The 19,128-nt window shown below is 74.6% G+C and carries 15 protein-coding genes; 7 read left to right on the forward strand and 8 right to left on the reverse strand.

Translation table 11 applies throughout. The annotated features are described in order from the left end of the window. Positions 1-1,299 (forward strand): DUF58 domain-containing protein, encoded by a 1,299-nt coding sequence (locus O7601_RS27390; RefSeq protein WP_281563933.1) that lies wholly within the window; start codon positions 1-3, stop codon positions 1,297-1,299. Positions 1,300-1,315: 16 nt separating this feature from the next. Further along, positions 1,316-3,787, forward strand: coding sequence for a DUF3488 and transglutaminase-like domain-containing protein (locus tag O7601_RS27395; protein WP_281563934.1), 2,472 nt, complete (start codon positions 1,316-1,318; stop codon positions 3,785-3,787). Between the two features lie 198 nt (positions 3,788-3,985). On the opposite strand, the gene O7601_RS27400 is transcribed toward O7601_RS27395, so the two are convergent. From O7601_RS27400 to O7601_RS27435, 8 genes are all read right to left on the reverse strand, one after another. Then, entirely contained in the window at positions 3,986-4,381 is a 396-nt protein-coding gene (locus O7601_RS27400; protein WP_281563935.1) for a DUF3040 domain-containing protein, read from the reverse strand. A gap of 115 nt (positions 4,382-4,496) precedes the next feature. Further along, positions 4,497-5,756, reverse strand: coding sequence for a DNA polymerase IV (locus tag O7601_RS27405; RefSeq protein WP_281563936.1), 1,260 nt, complete (start codon positions 5,754-5,756; stop codon positions 4,497-4,499). 38 nt (positions 5,757-5,794) lie between these two features. After that, entirely contained in the window at positions 5,795-6,967 is a 1,173-nt protein-coding gene (locus O7601_RS27410) for a nucleotide pyrophosphatase/phosphodiesterase family protein (protein WP_281563937.1), read from the reverse strand. Beyond that, positions 6,964-7,728 carry a methyltransferase domain-containing protein gene (locus O7601_RS27415; protein ID WP_281567064.1) on the reverse strand — a complete coding sequence of 255 codons (765 nt, stop codon included), beginning with the start codon at positions 7,726-7,728 and terminating at the stop codon, positions 6,964-6,966. The genes O7601_RS27410 and O7601_RS27415 overlap by 4 nt, the downstream gene beginning before the upstream one ends. Before the next feature lie 35 nt (positions 7,729-7,763). Then, positions 7,764-11,036 (reverse strand): error-prone DNA polymerase, encoded by a 3,273-nt coding sequence (locus O7601_RS27420; protein WP_348650277.1) that lies wholly within the window; start codon positions 11,034-11,036, stop codon positions 7,764-7,766. A gap of 351 nt (positions 11,037-11,387) precedes the next feature. Beyond that, on the reverse strand, positions 11,388-13,322 hold the full coding sequence (locus O7601_RS27425) for a DNA polymerase Y family protein (RefSeq protein WP_281563939.1): 1,935 nt from the start codon (positions 13,320-13,322) through the stop codon (positions 11,388-11,390). Continuing rightward, on the reverse strand, positions 13,315-14,040 hold the full coding sequence (locus O7601_RS27430; RefSeq protein WP_281563940.1) for a hypothetical protein: 726 nt from the start codon (positions 14,038-14,040) through the stop codon (positions 13,315-13,317). Before O7601_RS27430 ends, O7601_RS27425 begins: the two co-directional genes overlap by 8 nt. A 131-nt stretch (positions 14,041-14,171) precedes the next feature. After that, complete coding sequence (locus O7601_RS27435; protein WP_281563941.1) at positions 14,172-14,621, reverse strand: SAV_6107 family HEPN domain-containing protein; 450 nt, start codon at positions 14,619-14,621, stop codon at positions 14,172-14,174. Positions 14,622-15,253: 632 nt separating this feature from the next. On the opposite strand from O7601_RS27435, the gene O7601_RS27440 reads away from it, so the two are divergent. The 5 genes from O7601_RS27440 (at position 15,254) to O7601_RS27460 (ending at position 19,112) form a co-directional block, all read left to right on the forward strand. Beyond that, positions 15,254-15,742 (forward strand): YbaK/EbsC family protein, encoded by a 489-nt coding sequence (locus O7601_RS27440; RefSeq protein WP_281563942.1) that lies wholly within the window; start codon positions 15,254-15,256, stop codon positions 15,740-15,742. Between the two features lie 76 nt (positions 15,743-15,818). Beyond that, positions 15,819-16,562, forward strand: coding sequence for a monooxygenase (locus tag O7601_RS27445; RefSeq protein WP_281563943.1), 744 nt, complete (start codon positions 15,819-15,821; stop codon positions 16,560-16,562). After that, complete coding sequence (locus tag O7601_RS27450) at positions 16,559-17,152, forward strand: GNAT family N-acetyltransferase (RefSeq protein WP_281563944.1); 594 nt, start codon at positions 16,559-16,561, stop codon at positions 17,150-17,152. Before O7601_RS27445 ends, O7601_RS27450 begins: the two co-directional genes overlap by 4 nt. Next, positions 17,149-17,988 carry a carotenoid biosynthesis protein gene (locus O7601_RS27455; protein WP_281563945.1) on the forward strand — a complete coding sequence of 280 codons (840 nt, stop codon included), beginning with the start codon at positions 17,149-17,151 and terminating at the stop codon, positions 17,986-17,988. Before O7601_RS27450 ends, O7601_RS27455 begins: the two co-directional genes overlap by 4 nt. Beyond that, positions 17,985-19,112, forward strand: a complete 1,128-nt coding sequence (locus tag O7601_RS27460; RefSeq protein ID WP_281563946.1) for a glycosyltransferase family 2 protein — start codon at positions 17,985-17,987, stop codon at positions 19,110-19,112. Before O7601_RS27455 ends, O7601_RS27460 begins: the two co-directional genes overlap by 4 nt. The last annotated feature ends 16 nt before the right edge of the window (positions 19,113-19,128 follow it).

The following is a 19,128-nucleotide window of genomic DNA, read 5'->3' on the forward strand; positions in this document are numbered from 1 at the left end:
GTGCGTGACGGGCTGCGCGGGCTGACCACCCGCGGCCGCTCCTTCCTGGCCGCGGCGGTGGCGGCGGCCATCTCCGCCGGCATCCTCGGCGAGAAGGACCTGCTGCGGGTGGCGGTGCTGCTGGCCGTCCTGCCGTTGCTCGCCGCGCTCTACGTCGGTCGCAGCCGCTACAAGCTCGCCTGCCACCGGTCGCTGGAGCCGCACCGGGTACCGGTCGGCGCGACCGCCCGGGTGGTGCTGCGCCTGCAGAACATGTCCCGGCTGCCCACCGGCACCCTGCTGCTGGAGGACCGGCTTCCGTACGCCCTCGGCAGCCGTCCCCGGGTGGTGCTGGAACGTCTCGGCGCGCACCAGGCCAGCTCCGTGGCGTACACGGTGCGCGCCGACGTGCGGGGCCGGTACGAGGTGGGGCCGCTGGTGGTCCGGATGACCGACCCCTTCGGCCTCTGCGAACTCAGCCGCGCCTTCCCCGGTACCGACCGGCTCACCGTCGTGCCGCAGGTGGTCCCACTGCCGGCGGTGCGGCTGCCCGGCGAGTACGCCGGCAGCGGCGAGAGCAGGGCCCGCTCGGTGGCGGTGCACGGCGAGGACGATGCAGCCACCCGGGAGTACCGGCGCGGCGACGACCTGCGCCGGGTGCACTGGAAGTCGACCGCGCGCACCGGCGAGCTGATGGTGCGCCGGGAGGAGCAGCCCTGGGAGAGCCGGGCGACGGTGCTGCTGGACACCCGCGCGTACGGGCATCAGGGCGACGGTCCGACGGCGAGCTTCGAGTGGGCGGTCTCAGCCGCCGCGAGCATCGCGGTGCATCTGCGGCAGGCCGGGTACAAACTGCGCCTGGTCACCGGCTCGGGCGCGGACGTCGATGCCACCGAGGGTGCCGGCGACGGCCTGCTGCTCGACCAGCTCGCGGAGGTCCGGCTCGACCAGCGGGTCGAGATCACCACTCTGGTGCAGCACGTACGGCAACGCGCCGACGGCGGGTTGATCATCGGGCTGTTCGGGTCGCTGAGCACCGCCGAGGCGGAGCTGTTGGCCGGGCTGCGGGCCAACGGCGCCACCTGTGTCTGCTTCCTGTTGGACAGCTCCGCCTGGCTGAACCTGCCGACGCCCGCGCGGGCCGAGGCCGACCAGGCGCACGACGCCGCGGCGCTGGCGCTGCTGCAGTCCGGTTGGCGGGTGATCGGCGTCGATCACGGCGGCCGGCTGCCGGCGCTCTGGCCGCAGGCGGGGCGGGGCTCGCAGGGATTCGCGCTGCGCGCGGCGATGGCCGAGACCGTGGCCGGTGGCGTGCGATGAACGGAAGGTCCCCCTCATGATCGCCCATCGGAACCTGGGCCTGGTGGCCGCCGGCGCGACGCTGCTCGCGGCGGCACCACTGTCGGCCATCTTCGAACGTTGGACGTGGTTGGTCCAGGCGGTCATCGCGGTGGCCGCGGTGGCGGCCGCGGCGTCGCTGGCCCGGCTCGGCCGGACCCCGCTGTGGGTGCAGATCCTGGCCATGGTCGGCGGTCTCACCCTCGCTCTTACCTGGCTGTTCCCCAGCGGCTCCGAGCTGCTGGCGGTGCTGCCCACCCCGGCCACCTTCGGACACTTCGCCGAGTTGCTCGGCAACTCGGTCGAAGACATGCGCTCCCACGGCGTGAAGGTTCCGGACACCGACCCGCTGCTGTTCATCACCGTGCTCGGCATCGGCGCGGTGGCGGTGCTGGTGGACGTGCTCTGCGTCGGGCTGCGCCGCCCTGCCCTGGCCGGGCTGCCGATGCTGGCCATCTACTCGGTGCCGGTGGCGGTCTATGTGGACAGCGTCCCGCCGGTGCCGTTCGCGATCGGCGCCGCCGGTTTCCTGTGGCTGCTGGTCACCGACAACGTGGACCGGGTCCGTCGGTTCGGTCGGCGGTTCACCGGCGACGGCCGCGACGTGGATGTCTGGGAGTCGTCGCCGTTGGCCGCCGCCGGCCGGCGGCTGGCGGTGGTGGGTCTCGCACTGGCCGTACTGGTGCCGTTGGCCGTGCCGGGAATGACCGCCGGGTTGATGACCACGCTCAACTCCGGCCCCGGCTCCGGCATCGGTCCCGGGTTCGGTGGCTCCCCCGGCCGGGTCGATCTCTTCGCCGCGCTCAGCGGGCAGCTCAACCAGTCCCAGGTGACCGATCTGGTGACGGTCACCACCACCGAGGAGGAGCCGTTCTATCTGCGCTTCGGGGTCGCCGACGACCTGCGTACCGACGGCTTCCGGGTGCGCGGCCCCAACGGTAGGCGAGTCACCGGCGACCTACCCGATCCCTCGGGGCGGTCGGCTCCGGGCATCCAACGCACCCGGCAACGGGCCACCGTGCGGGTGAGCCGCGAGCTGAACATGCCACTGCTGCCGGTCTACGCCGAACCGGTCAACTTCGCCGAGCTGGGCAACAACTGGTTCTACGACCCGAACCTGCAGGTCGTCTTCTCCAACCGGGAGAACTCGCGGGGCAAGGAGTACTCCTTCGACTACGTCCGCTCGTCGTACAGTCCGCAGGCGCTGCGGCGGGCTCAGCCGCTGCCGGCGGACCTGCCGCTGCGCCGGCAGCAGACCGTGACGCCGGACGTGCCGGAGGTCCGTGCCCTGGTGGAGGATCTGATCCGGGGGGCACGCACCGAGTACGACAAGGTGCGAGCCATCTACAACTACTTTTCCGAGGACAACGGCTTCAGCTACCGGCTCAGCACCGAGCAGGGCAGCAGCGGCCAGGCGATTCTCGACTTCCTGGAGACCAAGGTCGGCTACTGCCAGCAGTACGCCGCGGCGCTGGCCTGGATGGTCCGCGACGCGGGGATCCCGGCTCGGGTCGCGTTCGGGTTCACCAACGGCAGCCGCCGCAGCGACGACACCCTCACGCTTACCAACCGCAATCTGCACGCCTGGACCGAGGTCTACTTCGACCAGATCGGCTGGGTGCCCTTTGACGCCACCCCGGCCTACGGCGTGCCGGGCTCCACCCGCTCGGCCTGGGCGCCGGACGTGGACGCCCCGGAGGAGAGCACGCCGCAGGGCGGCGCCGCGGACACACCCGACGAGACGGATCCGTCCGCCGAGGCGGAGCAGGGACCGAACCAGTTCGAGGAGGGCGAGGACCCGGGTGCGGCGCTCGGCTCCGACGCGCCCGCCGAGCAGGCGCCCGTCTGGCCGTGGCTGGTCGCGGCCAGCGTCCTGACGCTGCTGGTGCTGCTCGCTGTGCCCGCACTGCGCCGACTCGCACTGCGCCGCCGTCGGGGCAGACCGGCACCGGCGGTGCGGACGGTCGACGCGCCGGACGCGGCCCCGTCCGCGACCGGGCAACCGGTCGTGCTGGTCGCCACCGATCCGGACCGGGCGCGGGCCGACGCGCACGCCGCCTGGGACGAGCTGATCGACACGCTCGTCGACTACCGGGTCGGGGTGGATCGGACCGAAACCCCCCGTGCCACGGCGGAGCGGGTGGCCCGGGAGCGCCTGGCCGCGCAGACCGACGCCGGCTCGGCGGTACGTCTGCTCGGACGTGCCGAGGAGCGGGCCCGTTACGCCCGGGACCCGTTGACCGGTGAACCGCTGCCGGCGGCCCTGCGGACGGTGCGCGGTGCGCTGGCCGGGCAGGCCGACCGGCGGACCCGCCTGGTGGCGACCGTGTTGCCGCCGTCGGTATTGTCCCGCTGGCGCACCGCCCTCGCGGACAACTCGTCACGACTGGTCGACTCGGCCGGGCAGGTGCGCCGCAGGCTGCTGCGGTTCAGCCCACGCCGGCTGATCGCCAGCCGCGCGGGTCGCTGATTCCCGTTGCCGGCGGCACCACCCGGGTCGCCGGCAACGGCCCACCAGCGCCCACCGGCAACCGGCTGGCGGCCGTGAGCGAGGGGCGCCGACAGGCGGGCAACACGAAGACCCGCACGGCGCCCTGGGCGCTCGCGCCTATTCACCCCGGGCGGTCGGCCCGGGGTGACGTGCCTCCTCGTCAGTGGCGCAACGGGGTCAGCGGTGCCCCTCCGGGCGCTGCCGCCACCGGTCCTCCATCCGGTCGAGGAAACCCGACCTCCGGCCGGCACGGCCTCGGGACCGGCGACGACTCGCCGTGCCCCCGACGACGTGCAGGTCGGGTGACTGCGCGCGACGGTGCGACTGCACCGCGAACGCGGCCGAGGCCAACATGACAACGAATCCCGCCACTGCCAACGGCGGAGTCTTGATCACCGCGCCATAGACCAGCAACGCCAGGCCAGCGATGATCAGGCCGGCAGCGACGAGCAGGCGACGCCGCGCGTGGAAGCGCGGATCGCTGGCGCGCACGGCCGAGGCGAACTTGGGGTCCTCGGCAAGCGACCGCTCGATCTGCTCGAACAGCCGCTGCTCGTGCTCCGAGAGCGGCACGGCACTCCTCCCCGGTCACGTTGGTCGGTCCGGTCGGACCGACAGACCGTGGCAGCCAACCGGCTGCTTACCCGCAAGTCTACGAGGGCCCTCGCGCGTCGGAAAGCGGGACGACCTACGGCCGGGTCGGATTTTCATTTCGTCGGGGATCGCGCCCGCTGAGAAGACTGGCCGGTCCTATGACGGACCGCCCGAAACGGGCAGCCGCCGCGTCGGCGGCGGCCTCCGCCTCCCGCCAGCCCCGCTCCGGCTGCCCGAGGGCGAGCTGCTGCGGTGTCTGGTCCGCCGCCGTCAGCCCCTCCGCCCGGACGCCGAGCAGCCGGATCCGCTCACCCGGGTCCAACGCGGTGTAGAGCGCCCACGACGTGTCGAACATCTCCCGAGCCACATCGGTGGGCACGGTCAGGGTGCGGGCCCGGCTCACCGTGCGGAAATCGGCGGTGCGCACCTTCAGCGAAACCGTCCGCCCCACCTGCCCGCTGGCTCGCAATCGGGCACCGACCTTCTCGGCCAGGGCCAGCAGCGTACGACGGATCTCGGTCGGATCGTCGACGTCCACGTCGAAGGTGACCTCCGCGCCGATCGACTTCTCCGCCTGCTCCGGGCTGACCCGGCGCGGGTCGCGGCCCCAGGACAGCTCGTGCAGGTGCGCGGCGCCCGCCTCGCCGAGCGCGGTCCGCAGCATGCCCAACGGAGCCTGCGCCAGGTCACCGACGGTGCGCAGACCGAGCCGCAGCAGTGCCTGCTCGGAGCGCTCCCCCACCCCCCACAGCGCGGCGACCGGTAGTGGGTGGAGGAACTCGAGCACCCGGTCGGCCGGCACCACGAGCAGACCGTCGGGCTTCGCCCGGGTCGAGCCGAGCTTGGCCACGAACTTGCTCGGTGCCACCCCCACCGAGCAGGTCAGCCCCTGCTCCTCGGCGACCCGCTCCCGAATGCGTTGGGCGATCGTCGCCGGCCGACCGAACAGTCGCCGGGCACCGGCGACGTCGAGGAACGCCTCGTCCAGCGAGAGCGGCTCGACCAGCGGCGTGACGTCGCGGAAGATCTGCATGACCGCCCGCGAGGCCGCCGAGTAACGGGCGAAGTCGGGGGCGAGGAAAACCGCGTGCGGGCAGAGCGCCCGGGCCCGCATCGTGGGCATGGCGCTGCGAACGCCGTACCGCCGGGCCTCGTAGCTGGCCGAACTGACCACGCCGCGCGGACCGATCCCGCCGACCACGACGGCCCGGCCGCGCAGCTCGGGGCGGTGCCGGACCTCCACCGATGCGTAGAAGGCGTCCATGTCGACGTGCAGGATCGGGCACCCGGCGTCGTCGGCGCCGGGCCCGAACCGGGGATCACCGCCCCGGGGTAGCGACTGGCTGCGGCCCACCCGCGCAGGTTAGCCCGCGGCTGTGACATTCCGGCCGGTCAGCCCCGCACCACCAGCAGCGGGATGGTCATCTCGGCTGCCGTGTCCGCGCCATGGAAGGCCACCAACCGGGACACCATCGGCGGCTCCGACCGACTGGCCAACACGGCGTACGTGTCGTTGCAGACCACCACCACGTCGCCGATCCGGCCCAGGTGGGCGGTGGCCACCGACCCGAACCGGCCGCTGGCCACCGCCTCCTCGCGGGTCAGCACCCGGGCGGCGGTGCCGAGCACGGCCGACCAGGCCGCCACCACGTCGGCGGTGGCCCCCAGGGCGACGTGCAGGTAGCGCACCCGTGGCTCGCCCGCCACCACCCGTACCCCGTCGGTCAACCGGGGGTCGGTGTCCAGGTCGAACCGGTCTCCGGCGGGGATGTCGAGCTGCCCGTGATCGGCGGTGACCAGCAGCGCGGCGTCGGGCGGCAACCCGTCCACCAGCCGGGCCAGCAATCCGTCCAACTCGGTCACCGCCACCCGCCACGGCAACGAGTCGACGCCGCTGAGGTGACCGTGGCGGTCGACGTCCGGGTGGTAGGCGGAGACGAGAGTCGGACCGGGTCCGGCGGTCAGCGCCGCCAGCGTGGTGGCGGCCACCGCGTCGACCCCGGCCGCGCCCCGGTAGTCACCGCCCCGGTTCGCGGCCAGGGTCAGGCCGGTGCCGCCGAACTCCGGCCGGCTGACCACGGTCACCGCCACACCCGCCGCCCGCGCCCGTTCCAACTGGGTGGGGACCGGCTGCCAGCGCAGCGGGTCGGGATCGCCGTCCCGCCACTCGATGTGGTTGAGGACCCGTTCGGTGCCCGGAACGCACACGGTGAAGCCGAGCACCCCGTGCGCACCGGGCGCCACGCCGGTGCCCAGGGTGACCAGGCTGGTCGGGGTGGTGGAGGGAAAACCGGAGGTGAGCGGTCGACCGGACGCGGCGGTCAGCCCGGTCAGGGTCGGCGCGTACGGTGCCGCGGTCGGGATCTGGTACCAGCCGAGGCCGTCGACCAGCAGCACCGCGATCCGACGCACCCCCGACAGTTCGGCGGCGAGGCCGAGCGGGTCCGTGGCGCCGGGGACACCGAGCACGGCCAGCGCGCTGGGCAGCACGTCGGCGAGGCTCCCACCGCCGTATCCCGGCTCGACGACCTCCAGCGGCCGGGCCCGGCCGATCAGGCCCGTCATGCCGGGCGGCGGGCGAACAGGTGCAGCTGGGCCGCGACATCCCGCCAGGGCGGTTGCGCGGCCAGCGTCCGCTCCAGCTCGACCAGGGCAGCGGCCTGGCCGTCCGCCACCGCCGCGGGCAGCAGGTCGGCCAGGACGCGTACGCCGTGGATCTCCTCGACGGTGAGCCCGGCGGCGGTCAGCAGCGCGGCGGCGCTCTCGACGTCGAAGCGGCGGCGCAGGGTGTCCCGGGCGCCGGCGGCGCCGGTCGGGTCGGCGGCCAGGGTCGCGGCCACGTCGAGGTGCCCGTTCATCGCCCGGCCGAGCACCGCGGCGGCCCGCCCGGCGACCAGCACGCTCGCCGCACCGCCCGGTCGCAGCACGTCGGCCAGCGCGGACATCACAGGTGCCGGGTCGTCGACGACCTCCAGCACGGCGTGGCAGAGCACCAGGTCGACGCTGGCCGGCTCGATCAGGCCGGCCAACGCGTCAGCGTCACCCTGCACCGCGCGCACCCGCCCGGCGACCCCGGCCTCCGCAGCGCGGCGGCTGAGCGCGGCGAGCGCGTCGGGACTGGCGTCGACCACGGTCACCCGGTGCCCGGCCCGGGCCAGCGGCACCGCGAAGCCGCCGGTGCCACCCCCCACGTCCAGCACGGTCAGCTCGGCGGCCGGCCGGCGGTCCAGCTCGGCGCGCAGCACCGACCAGACCACGGCGGTACGGGGGGTGAGCGGCGGCCCGGCCGGGCCTGAGGTCTGTTCCACCCGGTCGAGCCTAGTCAGCCGGGACCAGATCGCCAGGGGGCACCTCCGCGCTGTCAACGGAAGTCGCGGGAGGCGGGACGGACCGGCGCCTCGACCGGGTCCAGCCGGTCGGCGACCAGGTTGACCACCCCCTCGTGCCGCTGTAGCCGGCCCCGCACCACCAACGCCGTGCTGGTGCGGGCCACCCGTCGATGCCGCTGCCACAGGCCCGGCGAGCAGGTGACGTTGAGCATGCCGGTCTCGTCCTCCAGGTTGAGGAAGGTGACCCCGCCGGCGGTCGCCGGCCGCTGCCGGTGGGTGACGATCCCGCCGACCCGGATCCGCCGGCCCGGCTCCACCCGGCCCAACCTGTCGATCGGCACCGCGCCCACGGCGTCCAGCTGGGGCCGGATGAACCGGGCCGGATGGTTCTCCGGCGACAACCCGGTGGCCCAGACGTCGGCGACCAGCCGGTCCACCTCCTCCATCCCGGGCAGCACGGGCGCCGCCGTACCGGTCACCGTGCCGGGCAGCCGACCGGGCCGCTCCTGGGCCGCCGCGCCGGCCGCCCAGAGCGCCTGCCGCCGGGTCAGGCCGAAACAGGCGAAGGCGTCCGCGGTGGCCAACGCCTCCAACTGCGCGGCGGTCAGACCCACCCGCCGGGCCAGATCCGGCATGTCGCGGTACGGGCCGTCCGCCGCCCGCTCGGCCTCGATCCGCTCGGCCACCCCGTCGCCGAGGGTACGCACACCGGACAGCCCGAGCCGGACCGCCGGACCGCCCAGCCCCCAGGCGTGCGGCGGTTCCCCCGCTCGGCTGCCCCAGCGGGTGTCCGGGGTGGATTCCAGCACCGGCTTCGCGTCGCTGGCGTTGACGTCCGGTCGGCGTACCTCCACGCCGTGCCGGCGGGCGTCGTCGACCAGGGTCTGCGGCGAGTAGAAGCCCATCGGCTGGGCGCTCAGCAGCGCGGCCAGGAACGGACCGGGGTGGTAGCGCTTCAGCCAGGAGCTGGCGTAGACCAGGTAGGCGAAGCTCATCGCGTGGCTCTCCGGGAAGCCGTAGCTGGCGAACGCGGTGAGTTTGCGGTAGACGTCGTCGGCCAACTCGCCGGTGATGCCGCGCTCCGCCATGCCCCGGTAGAGCCGGTCGGCGATCTGCTCCATCCGCTGCACCGACCGTTTGGCGCCCATCGCCCGGCGCAGCTGGTCGGCCTCGGCCGCGTCGAAGCCGGCCAGGTCGATGGCGAGCTGCATCAGCTGCTCCTGGAACAGCGGCACGCCGAGGGTCTTCTCCAGCGCGTTGCGCATCAGCGGGTGCGCGAAGGTCACCGGCTCCTGACCGTTCTTGCGCCGGATGTACGGGTGCACCGAGCCGCCCTGGATCGGCCCGGGCCGGATCAGCGCCACCTCGACCACCAGGTCGTAGAACTCGCGGGGCCGCAGGCGGGGCAGGGTGGCCATCTGGGCCCGGCTCTCCACCTGGAACACCCCGACCGAGTCGGCCCGGCAGAGCATGTCGTAGACCTCGGGGTCGTCAAGCGTCATGTCGCCGAGATCCAGGCTCATCCCGATCATGTCGTAGCCGTAGTGCAACGCCGACAGCATGCCGAGGCCGAGCAGGTCGAACTTGACCAGACCGACGGCGGCGCAGTCGTCCTTGTCCCACTGGAGCACGCTGCGGCCGGGCATCCGCCCCCACTCCACCGGGCAGACCTCGATCACCGGCCGGTCGCAGATCACCATGCCGCCGGAGTGGATGCCCAGGTGCCGGGGGAACGTCTGGAGCTCGTTGGCGTACGCGACCACCTGCTCCGGGATCTCCGGCACGTCCACCGTGGCCACGTCGCCCCAGCGGTCGATCTGCTTGCTCCACGCGTCCTGCTGGCCGGGTGGGAAGCCGAACGCCTTGGCCACGTCCCGCACCGCCGAGCGGGGCCGGTAGGAGATCACGTTGGCCACCTGGGCGGTGTGCTCCCGGCCGTAGCGGGCGTAGACGTGCTGGATGACCTCCTCCCGGCGGTCGGACTCGATGTCCACGTCGATGTCGGGCGGCCCGTCGCGCTCGGGAGCCAGGAACCGTTCGAACAGCAGCCGGTGCCGGACCGCGTCCACGTTGGTGATCCGCAGCGCGTAGCAGACCGCCGAGTTCGCCGCCGAACCCCGGCCCTGGCAGTAGATGTCCGCCCGCCGGCAGAAGTCGACGATGTCGTACACCACCAGGAAGTAGCCGGGGAAGCCCAGCTCCTCGATCATGTTCAGCTCGTGGTCGAGTTGCGCGTACGCCTGCGGGTGCGCCTCGCGCGGGCCGTAGCGTTCCCGGGCGCCCTGCTCGGTGAGGTGGCGTAGCCAGCTCATCTCGGTGTGCCCCGGCGGCACCGGGTACGCCGGCAGCTGCGGCGCGACGAGCTGGAGGTCGAAGGCCAGCTCGGCGCCGAACTCGGCGGCCCGGGCCACCGCGCCCGGGTACGCGGCGAACCGGGCCGCCATCTCGGCGCCGTCGCGCAGATGGGCGGTGCCCGCCGCGGGCAGCCAGCCGTCGATCTCGTCCAGGCTGCGCCGGGCCCGGACGGCCGCCAGGGTGGTGGCCAGTCGACGCCGCCCCGGGGTCGCATAGTGCACGTTGTTCGTGGCCACCGTGGGCAGGCCGGCGGCAGCCGCCAGCTCGGCCAGGGCGTCGTTGCGGTCGCCGTCGATCGGATGCCCGTGGTCGGTCAGTTCCACCGCCACCGTCTCCGCGCCGAACAGCGCGGTGAGCTGGTCCAGTTCGCGGGCCGCCGCGTCGACTCCCTCGGTGAGCAGGGCGGCCGGCACGTGCCCCTTGCGGCAGCCGGTGAGCACCAGCACGTGGTCGCGCAGGTCGGCGGCGATCTCCTCCAGCTCGCCGTAGACCGGGCGGCCCTTCTCACCGCCGCGTAGCTGGGCACGGGCGATGGTCGCGGCCAGCCGGGCGTACCCCTCGTGGCCGTGGGCCAGCAGCAGCAGGTGGTTGCCGTGCGGGTCGGGTACGCCGTTCTGCGGACCGGGCAGGCCGAGGGACAGTTCCGCTCCGAAGATCGTTGGCAGGCCCAGCGCGCGGGCCGCCTCGGCGAACCGCACCACACCGTAGAAACCGTCGTGGTCGGTGACGGCGAGCGCGGTGAGCCCCAACCGGACGGCCTCCTCGGCCAGCTCCTCCGGGTGGCTGGCACCGTCGAGGAAGCTGAAGTTGGTGTGCGCGTGCAGTTCGGCGTACGGCGGCACGCCGGCGGGCCGGGTCAGCTGCGGCGGTCGGTAGTGCTCCCGCCGTCGGCTCCAGGCCGGCGAGTCGCCCCCGTCGGCGTCGACCGCCAGCGGATCCACCACATGCAGATGCCGCCCCGCACCGCCGCCGCCCTTTCCGCCCCCGCTGCCCTTTCCGTCCCCGCTTCCCTTTCCGCCCCTGCTGCCCTTTCCGTCCCCGCTACCCTTCCCGCCTCCGCTACCCTTTCCGTCCCCGCTGCCCTCTCCGTCCCCGCTACCCTTCCCGCCCCCGCTGCCCGGCCGCCCGGAGAGCACCCGCTCCAACTCCGACCACGGCAACCGAGGATTGTGGAAACTCACCGCCCCCACCCCGCCATCGCGCAGAACGCCACACCCCGTGCCCTCAACCGACCCGGACGCCCCGGATGGATCTTGGTACGAAACGACCCCCTGGAGGGCTGTTTCGTACCAAGATTCACGTCAGTCATAGATCGCCTCCAGCAGCCACTGGCCGGACTCGACGGCGAGCAGCAGGGCGCTGCCGTCGGCGAGGCGGACCTGGAACCGGGCTCGGCGGCGAGCCTCGGCCGGTGCCCACCACCGCTCGTCGACCGGCCACGGACCGGCCCAACCGACGATCTCGGCCGACGCGACCGTCTCACCACGAAAGGCGGTGACCGAAGCGGTGGTGGCCGCAGCGGTGGTGGCCGCAGCGGTGGTGGCCGCAGCGGTGGTGGCAGGGGCGGAACCCGGGGTGGGAGCGGGGCTGGTGGCCTGCGGTGGCAGCGTGCCGATGCTCAACCGGGCCGGTGGCGCGCTGACCGCCAGCCGGGCGCTCACCACCACCGGCGCGCCGGTGGCGTCGAGCACGCTCGCGGCAAGCGGGACGGGCAGCACCACGGCCGGTGAGGGCGGCGGCAGTCGCCCCGGCCAGGACGGTACGGCCGGCCCGGCGCTCGCCCGCAGCCCACCGGAACGGGCCGCCCCGCCGCCGGAGGCCACCGGCCCACCATCGGTGCCAGCCGACGCACCGGAGCCAGCCGACGCACCGGAGCCAGCCGACGCACCGGAGGCGGCCGACGCACCGGAGGCGGCCGACGCACCGGAGGCGGCCGACGCACCGGAGGCGGCGGATCTGACGTCCGACCCGGGCCAGGAGTGCGCAACGGGTTCGGGTAGCGGCGGCGGACCGGGGCGGGTGGGCCGGCGCTCGTCGCCCCAGGGCACCAGCCGGGTCTGGTCGGCTGGGGACCGCCCACCACCGAGCACCGCGGTGACCACCGCTTCGGGACCGAGCAGGCCCTGCACCCGGCTCAGCGCACGGTGCGCCCGCTCGCGTTCCGCGCCGGTCTCCCCCCACAGCCCCGGTTGCAGGCCGGCCTGGGCCAGCACCCCGTCCGGCAGCAGCCGCAGCCGGACGATCCCGGCGGTGGGACGGGCCGGCCGGTCACCGCCGCGACGCGAACCGGAGAGCCAACCGTCCAGTTGCCAGCGGACCCGGTCGGCGATCGCCGCCGCGGTCAGCAGCCCGTCGTGCCGCCAGACCCGGTGCAGTTCCTGGCCGTGCGCGGTGACCGCCTCGATGCCGAGGCGGGTGCAGGCCAGTCCGTGGCCGGCGAGTCGTTCGTGCAGTTGCTCGGCCAGTGTCCGGGCCGCGAACGCCGCCACGTCGATCCGGTCGATCGGCTCGTCCAGGTCGGCGGTGACCGTCAGGTCGACCGGCGGGCGCCGCACCGCGAGTGGACGGTCGTCCCGTCCGGCGGCGAGCCGATGGGCCAGCGCCCCGTCGAACCCGAACCGGGCCAGCACGTCACCGGCGGGCAGCGCGGCGAAGTCGCCGAGCGTACGCACGCCCAGCCGGCGCAGCAGGTCGGCCAGGGCGGAGCGGCCGAGCGCCTCGACGGGCTGACCGGCCAGGAACTCCGGTGTCCCGCCGGGCGGCACGATCCGCCCCTCGCGGGCGGCCAGCCCGGCGGCGAAGACCCCGGCGGCGACACCGATCTGGCTCTCCACCGCGCAGCTGAGGGCGACATGTTCGACGATCCGCTCGGCAGCCGCCTCCTCACCACCCAGATAGCGGCTCGGCCCCCGGGCGGCCAGCGCGCACGCCCCCGGGCGGATCACCTCGACCCCGACCGCCACCTCCTCGACCGCGGCCACCACCGGCTCGAACGCCCGCGCGTCCCGCCCCGGATCGTGGTCGACGACGGTGAGCCCGGAGCAGCGCCCCTGCGCCTCCCGCCGACGCAGTCCTCGGCGTACCCCCTCGGCGCGGGCCCGCTCGGAACAGGCGATCACCCGATTGGCGTGCAGCACCGCGACCGGCCCGGTGGCGGGCACTCCGTCGACGATCTCGGCGGCGAGTACCGGCCAGTCCGGGCACCACAGCAGCAGTGTCCGGACCGGTTCATCCACGGCCCGCCACCACCCGCAGGCGGGTGGCACCCGACCGAGCGGTGGCGGCCGGGCCGGGGACGACCCGGGTCAGCTCGTCACCGGGCAGCCAGACCTTGACCTCCCGGGGTCGGGCGGCGGCGCCCCGCCCACGAGCCGAGATGGTCACCTCCCGGCGGCGCAACCGCCCCCGCCCCGCCCCGAGCCCCTGCCAGATCCCACGGACCACCTGGAGCGTCACGTCCGCGCCGTCCCACCGGCCGTACGGCACCAGCACGCTGCCACGTTGCCGGGCCCGCGCGGCCAACCGGTCGGCGACGGAGGCGGAGACGGTGGACGGAACCGCGGTGACCACCACATCGACGCCGTCGATGAGCGCGGCGACGACGGTGGGCCACTCCGGACCGGGCTGTGGCACCAGGGCGAGCCGGTCCAGGACGATGCCGGCCTCGGCCGCCGCCCCGGCCCCGAAGGTGGGCATTCCGACCACGGCACACCAGGAGCCGGCGCGGGACGCCTCGGCGAGCAGCGCGAGCAACAACGAGGTGGTGCCGCTGGGTCGGGTCTGCCCGCCACCGACCGCGATGGTGCTGCCGCGCCGCAGCCCCCGGTTGGGCAGCAGCCCGGTCAACTCGGGGCGCACGGGCAGCACCCGGTGCCCACCCGCCGGGTCGGGTGCGCTGGCCGGACGGACCAGCCCGGCCAGCGCGGCGGAACCGACCACCATGCGGCCCGCCATCGGACCTCCCCCGTCATCGCCACGGACATCCGGCCCGTGGATGGTGCTGTCGTGGATCAGAAGAACGTGTGTGTGGCGGGGCGGCGTCCGGCCACCCTAGGGTCCCGCCAACGGTGGCCGGACGCCGCGGCTCAGGCGGCGAGACCGTCGATCGCCGGCTGGTGCGCCAGGCCGAGTGCCGCCTCCACCACGGTCACGAACTCCTCGGCGGCGCGGAGCAGGTCGTCGGCCTCCCGGGCGGTCACCACCCGGGGAATGCCGGCCTCGGCGGCGGCCCGTTTGCCGGCGCCGAGAGCGAAGTAACCGGCCCACTCGTCGAGCTCGGGGGCGACGCTGGCGAGCAGGACCCAGACGCTGGTGATCCGGTGGCGTCGGGTGGGTGCGGGACGGGCGCGGGCGGCGAGCATCGCCGCGGCGGCGCGCAGGGCCGCGAGATGGGCGGCGGCGTACCGGAGGCCGTCGGGGCCGGTCCGGGCCGCCTCGGCGAGCCCCTGCCGGGCCACCGCTAGCAACTGGACGGGAGTACGGTGCGGCAGCACGTTCGCGGGCACCGTCGGTGCCTGAGCCGGACTGGTCGGCATGGTCTCCTCCAGATGAGCCGGGGCGGGCAGGCGCGCGACGGAGCGGGGCCGTCGACGCGGCAGCTCGCGGCGGTTGGTGCGGAGGAAGACACACCAGGTGGGTGGCCGGCCGGGTGCGGAGCTTCCCCACACCACACCCGGCCGGCGTACCGGCGGGTCCGTCGTCCGCCGCCCGGGGGTCGTTGGGCGGCGGACGACGGCCTGCCTGACGGGCCCGGACTCGCGACTGCCCGGAGCCCAGGTGCGGTCCGCGGCACCGCACCTGTCGGAGGCCGGTGCCGCGAAACACCCGCCCCCGAGAGGGGTTGGAACGAACGTTCGAGGCAATCGAACACTCGTTCTAACTGCTGCTGACAGTACACCCTCCCGCCGACAAAAACGCAACGTGTGACGTGCCGACAACGTCGCTCGGATCAGCAGCGTCCCGCGAGACGCCGCAACTCGCGGCCTTCACCGGCCCGGATACCGCCACATGCCACATCTGCACGCTGGCCTGACCGACCCGACCCGACCCGACGCGACCGGCACCGGGACGCGGCAACCCGTGCCGCTCCTGGTGATCGCCGCGCGCCGACTTCCCGGGTGCCGTGGCCGGTGGCGCGAGCGGTCCGCGTACCGGGAAGAATGGCGACATGCAGTCACACTCGAACGTCCGAGCGGTGCAGGACGCGCTCGATGCCGCGAACGCCCGGAACGGCTCCGACGCGCCCGCCACGGTCCGCCTGCTGCCCGACGCCGTGCACACCGCCGCAGCCGCCGCCGAGGCGCTCGGCGTCGACGTCGGCGCCATCGCCAACTCGCTCGTCTTCGACGCCGACGGGGCACCGCTGCTGGTGCTCACCTCCGGCGCGCACCGGGTGGACACCACCGGCCTGGCCACCCGGCTCGCCGTCACCCGGCTGCGCCGGGCCACCCCGCAGTTCGTCAAGGAACACACCGGGCAGGTGATCGGCGGGGTCGCCCCGGTGGGCCACCCGCAGCCGCTGCGTACGCTTGTCGACACCGCCCTGGACAAGTACGACGAGATCTGGGCCGCCGGTGGCGTACCGCAGGCGGTCTTCCCCACCACGTACGCCGAACTGCTCCGGGTCACCGGCGGGACCCCGACCGACGTGGCGTGAACGAGCGGAGCGAGCGAACCATCAGGCACAGCGCAGTGGTGCCTCGCGCCGGCGGCGAGCGCAGCGAGGTGGCGGCGTGAGGCACCCGGAGAGCGTCCCCGGCCTGGTCACCCTGCACGTGTGGCGGATCGCGCCGGCCGCCGTGGGCCGGGCGCTGACCCGGATGGCGGTCGACCCGCGCCGGCTGCGGGCCCTGCCCGGCGTCCGGTTCGGCAAGCTGCTCGGCACCGGGACCGGCACCGGCTTCGGGCCCGGCGACGCGGACCTGACCCGGTGGGCGGCGCTGACGGTCTGGGACTCCCCCGCAGCGGCGGCCCGGTTCGTCGACTCGCCGGTGGCGCGGGCCTGGTCCGGTCTCGCCCACGCGGGTGTCCGGCTCGACCTGCGACCGCTGACCAGCCGGGGTGAGTGGTCCGGCCGGCGGCCGTTCGGTGCGCCCGCCGGCGGCCGGGTCACCGGCCCGGTGCTGGCGCTGACCCGGGCGCGGCTACGCCCGACCCGGGCACTCACCTTCTGGCGGGCGGTCCCGCCGGTGGCCGCGGCCCTGCACGCCGCACCGGGGCTGCTGGCCCGCTTCGGCGTCGGCGAGGCGCCCCTGGGCTGGCAGGGCACGGTGAGCGTGTGGCGTGATCCGGCGGATCTCGTGGCGTTCGCGTACCGTCACCCGCAGCACCGGGCCGCGATCACCCGGACGGAGACCCAGCGGTGGTACGCGGAGGAACTCTTCGCCCGATTCGAGGTGCGGGACGTGGTCGGCGACCGGACGGTACTGGGGTGGGCCACCGACGACGGTGACCCGGCGAAGGGTGAACGGGCATGAGGTTGGTGCGGTGGACGCCGGACGATCTCCTCCGGCGGCTGGACGACGTGGTGGCTGTCTACGGCGAGGCGATGGGTTACCGCGCCGACCTGCTGGAGGCCCGCCGCGGCTACATCGCCACCCACGTACGTCGGCCCGGCTTTCGCGCCGTGGCCAGCCTCACCAGCTCCGGTCAGCTGGCCGGTTTCGGGTACGGCTACGTCGGTGCCACCGGTCAGTGGTGGCACGACCAGGTCTGGCGGGCGCTGGACCAGCCCACCCGGCGACGCTGGCTGACCGACTGCTTCGAGGTGGTCGAGCTGCACGTGCGGCCACCGGCCCAGGGGCACGGGTTGGGCGCCGGGCAACTGCGCGCCCTGCTCACCATGGCCGAGAACGCCACCACCCTGCTGTCCACTCCGGAGGCCGACGAGCAGACCTCGCGCGCCTGGCGGCTGTACCGTCGGTTCGGTTTCCTCGACGTGTTGCGCGACTTCCGTTTCCCCGGTGACGAGCGTCCGTTCGGGGTGCTCGGCCGGGATCTGCCGCTGCCCGTGCCGGGATCGACACCACCGCCGTCGGTGCCGACCCCACCGCCCGCGCGGTCATGACCGCATCCTCACCGGCCCGCGGCTACGCCTGGACGTTGCTGGCCCTGCTGGTACTGGCGCAGATCTGCTACCCGCTGACCGGCGGGGTCACCCGGGCCCGACTGACCGTGGCCACCGTCGTGCTCGGCTACCTGCTCTCGGTCGGTCACGCCCTGGCCACCCGGGGGCCACGGGCGGCGGCGGCGCTGGTCGCGGTGGCCACCGGTGGTGGGTTCGCCATCGAAGCGCTCGGCGTGGCCACCGGCTTCCCGTTCGGCAGCTACGACTACTCCGGCCAGCTGGGCCCGAAACTGGCCGGAGTACCGTTGATCATCCCGCTGGCCTGGACCTGGATGGCCTGGCCCGCCTGGTTGGCGGCCACCCGGCTCACCGGCGCGTCGTCCGGTCGGTGGCGCTGGCCGGGCCGCATCGCGTTGGCCACGGTGGGGTTGGCCGCCTGGGACCTCTTCCTCGACCCGCAGATGGTGGCCGAGGGTCACTGGGTGTGGCGCGACGCCACGCCGGCCCTGCCCGGGCTGCCCGGCATTCCGGTCAGCAACTACCTGGGCTGGCTGCTGTTCGCGGTGCTGATGATGACCGCGCTGCGCCCGCTGGCCGGGCCCACCGTGGCCACCACCGGCACCGGCGACCAGCCGATGTACGCGCTCTACCTGTGGACGTACGGCTCCAGCGTGCTCGCCCACGCCGTCTTCCTCGGCCTGCCCGCCTCGGCGGTGTGGGGCGCGGTCGGCATGGCGGTGGTCGCCGTACCGCTGGCCGTCACCCTGCTGCGGGCCCGGCGGTCCCGCGACCGGGACACCGGTTCGCCACGCTCCCCGGTCGACGTGGCGGCATGATCGCCGCGCTGGTCCTGCTCCTCGGTGTCACCGTGCTGACCGCGCACACCGTGGTCAACGCGGGCCGCTGGCTGCGCCGGCCGACCGACCGGGCGGTGGAGCTCAGCGAGCCGGTGGCGGTGCTGCTGCCGCTGCGCGACGAGGCCGACCGGGTCACCCCGTGCCTGCGTGCCCTGCTCGCCCTGCGGGGCGTGCCCGGGCTGCGCGTCGTGGTGCTCGACGACGGTTCGGTCGACGGCACCGCCGAGGTGGTCCGCGCGGTGGTCGCCGACGACCCCCGGGTCACCCTGCTCACCGGGGTGACCCCGCCGCCGGGCTGGCTGGGCAAGCCGCACGCCTGCTGGCAGTTGGCCACCCGCGTCGGGGACTCGGCCAGCGCGCTGGTCTTCGTCGACGCCGACGTGGTGCTCGAACCGTACGCCGTGGCGGCGGCCGTCACCGAACTGCGCGCCGCCGGGGCGACGCTGCTGTCGCCGTACCCACGGATCGTGGTGCGGACGGTGGCCGACCGGCTGGTGCAGCCGCTGTTGCAGTGGCTGTGGCTGACCTTCCTGCCGCTGCGGGCGATGGAGCGTTCGCCGCGACCGTCGCTGGCCGCGGCCGGCGGACAGTTCCTGGTCGTCGACCGGGTCGGTTACCTGCGGGCCGGCGGGCACGCGGCGGTCGCCGACCAGGTGCTGGAGGACATCGAGCTGGGCCGGGCGGTGAAGCGGGCCGGCGGCCGGATCGCCCTCGCCGACGGCTCCCGGCTGGCCAGCTGCCGGATGTACGAGGACTGGCCGCAGCTGCGCGACGGCTACACCAAGTCGCTGTGGGCCTCGTTCGGGCACCCGAGCGCCGCGGCTGCGGTGCTGACCGTGCTGCTGGCGCTCTACACCGCACCACCGCTGGTGGCCGGCGCGGCGCTGCTCGCCGGTGCCCCGACGGTGGCCGGGGTCGCCGTCGGCGCGTACCTGGCGGGGGTGGCCGGGCGGGTGGTCAGCGCCCGGGCCACCGGCGGCCGGGCCTGGCCCGACGCGCTGGGCCACCCCGTGTCGGTCGCGGTCCTCGGTTGGCTGACCCTGCGGTCGTACCATCTGCGCAAGCGGCGACGCCTGTCCTGGCGTGGCCGTCCGGTCGGCTAGGGCCTGGGAGGACGCG

Source organism: Verrucosispora sp. WMMD573 (genome assembly GCF_027497175.1).
Taxonomy (GTDB): domain Bacteria; phylum Actinomycetota; class Actinomycetes; order Mycobacteriales; family Micromonosporaceae; genus Micromonospora.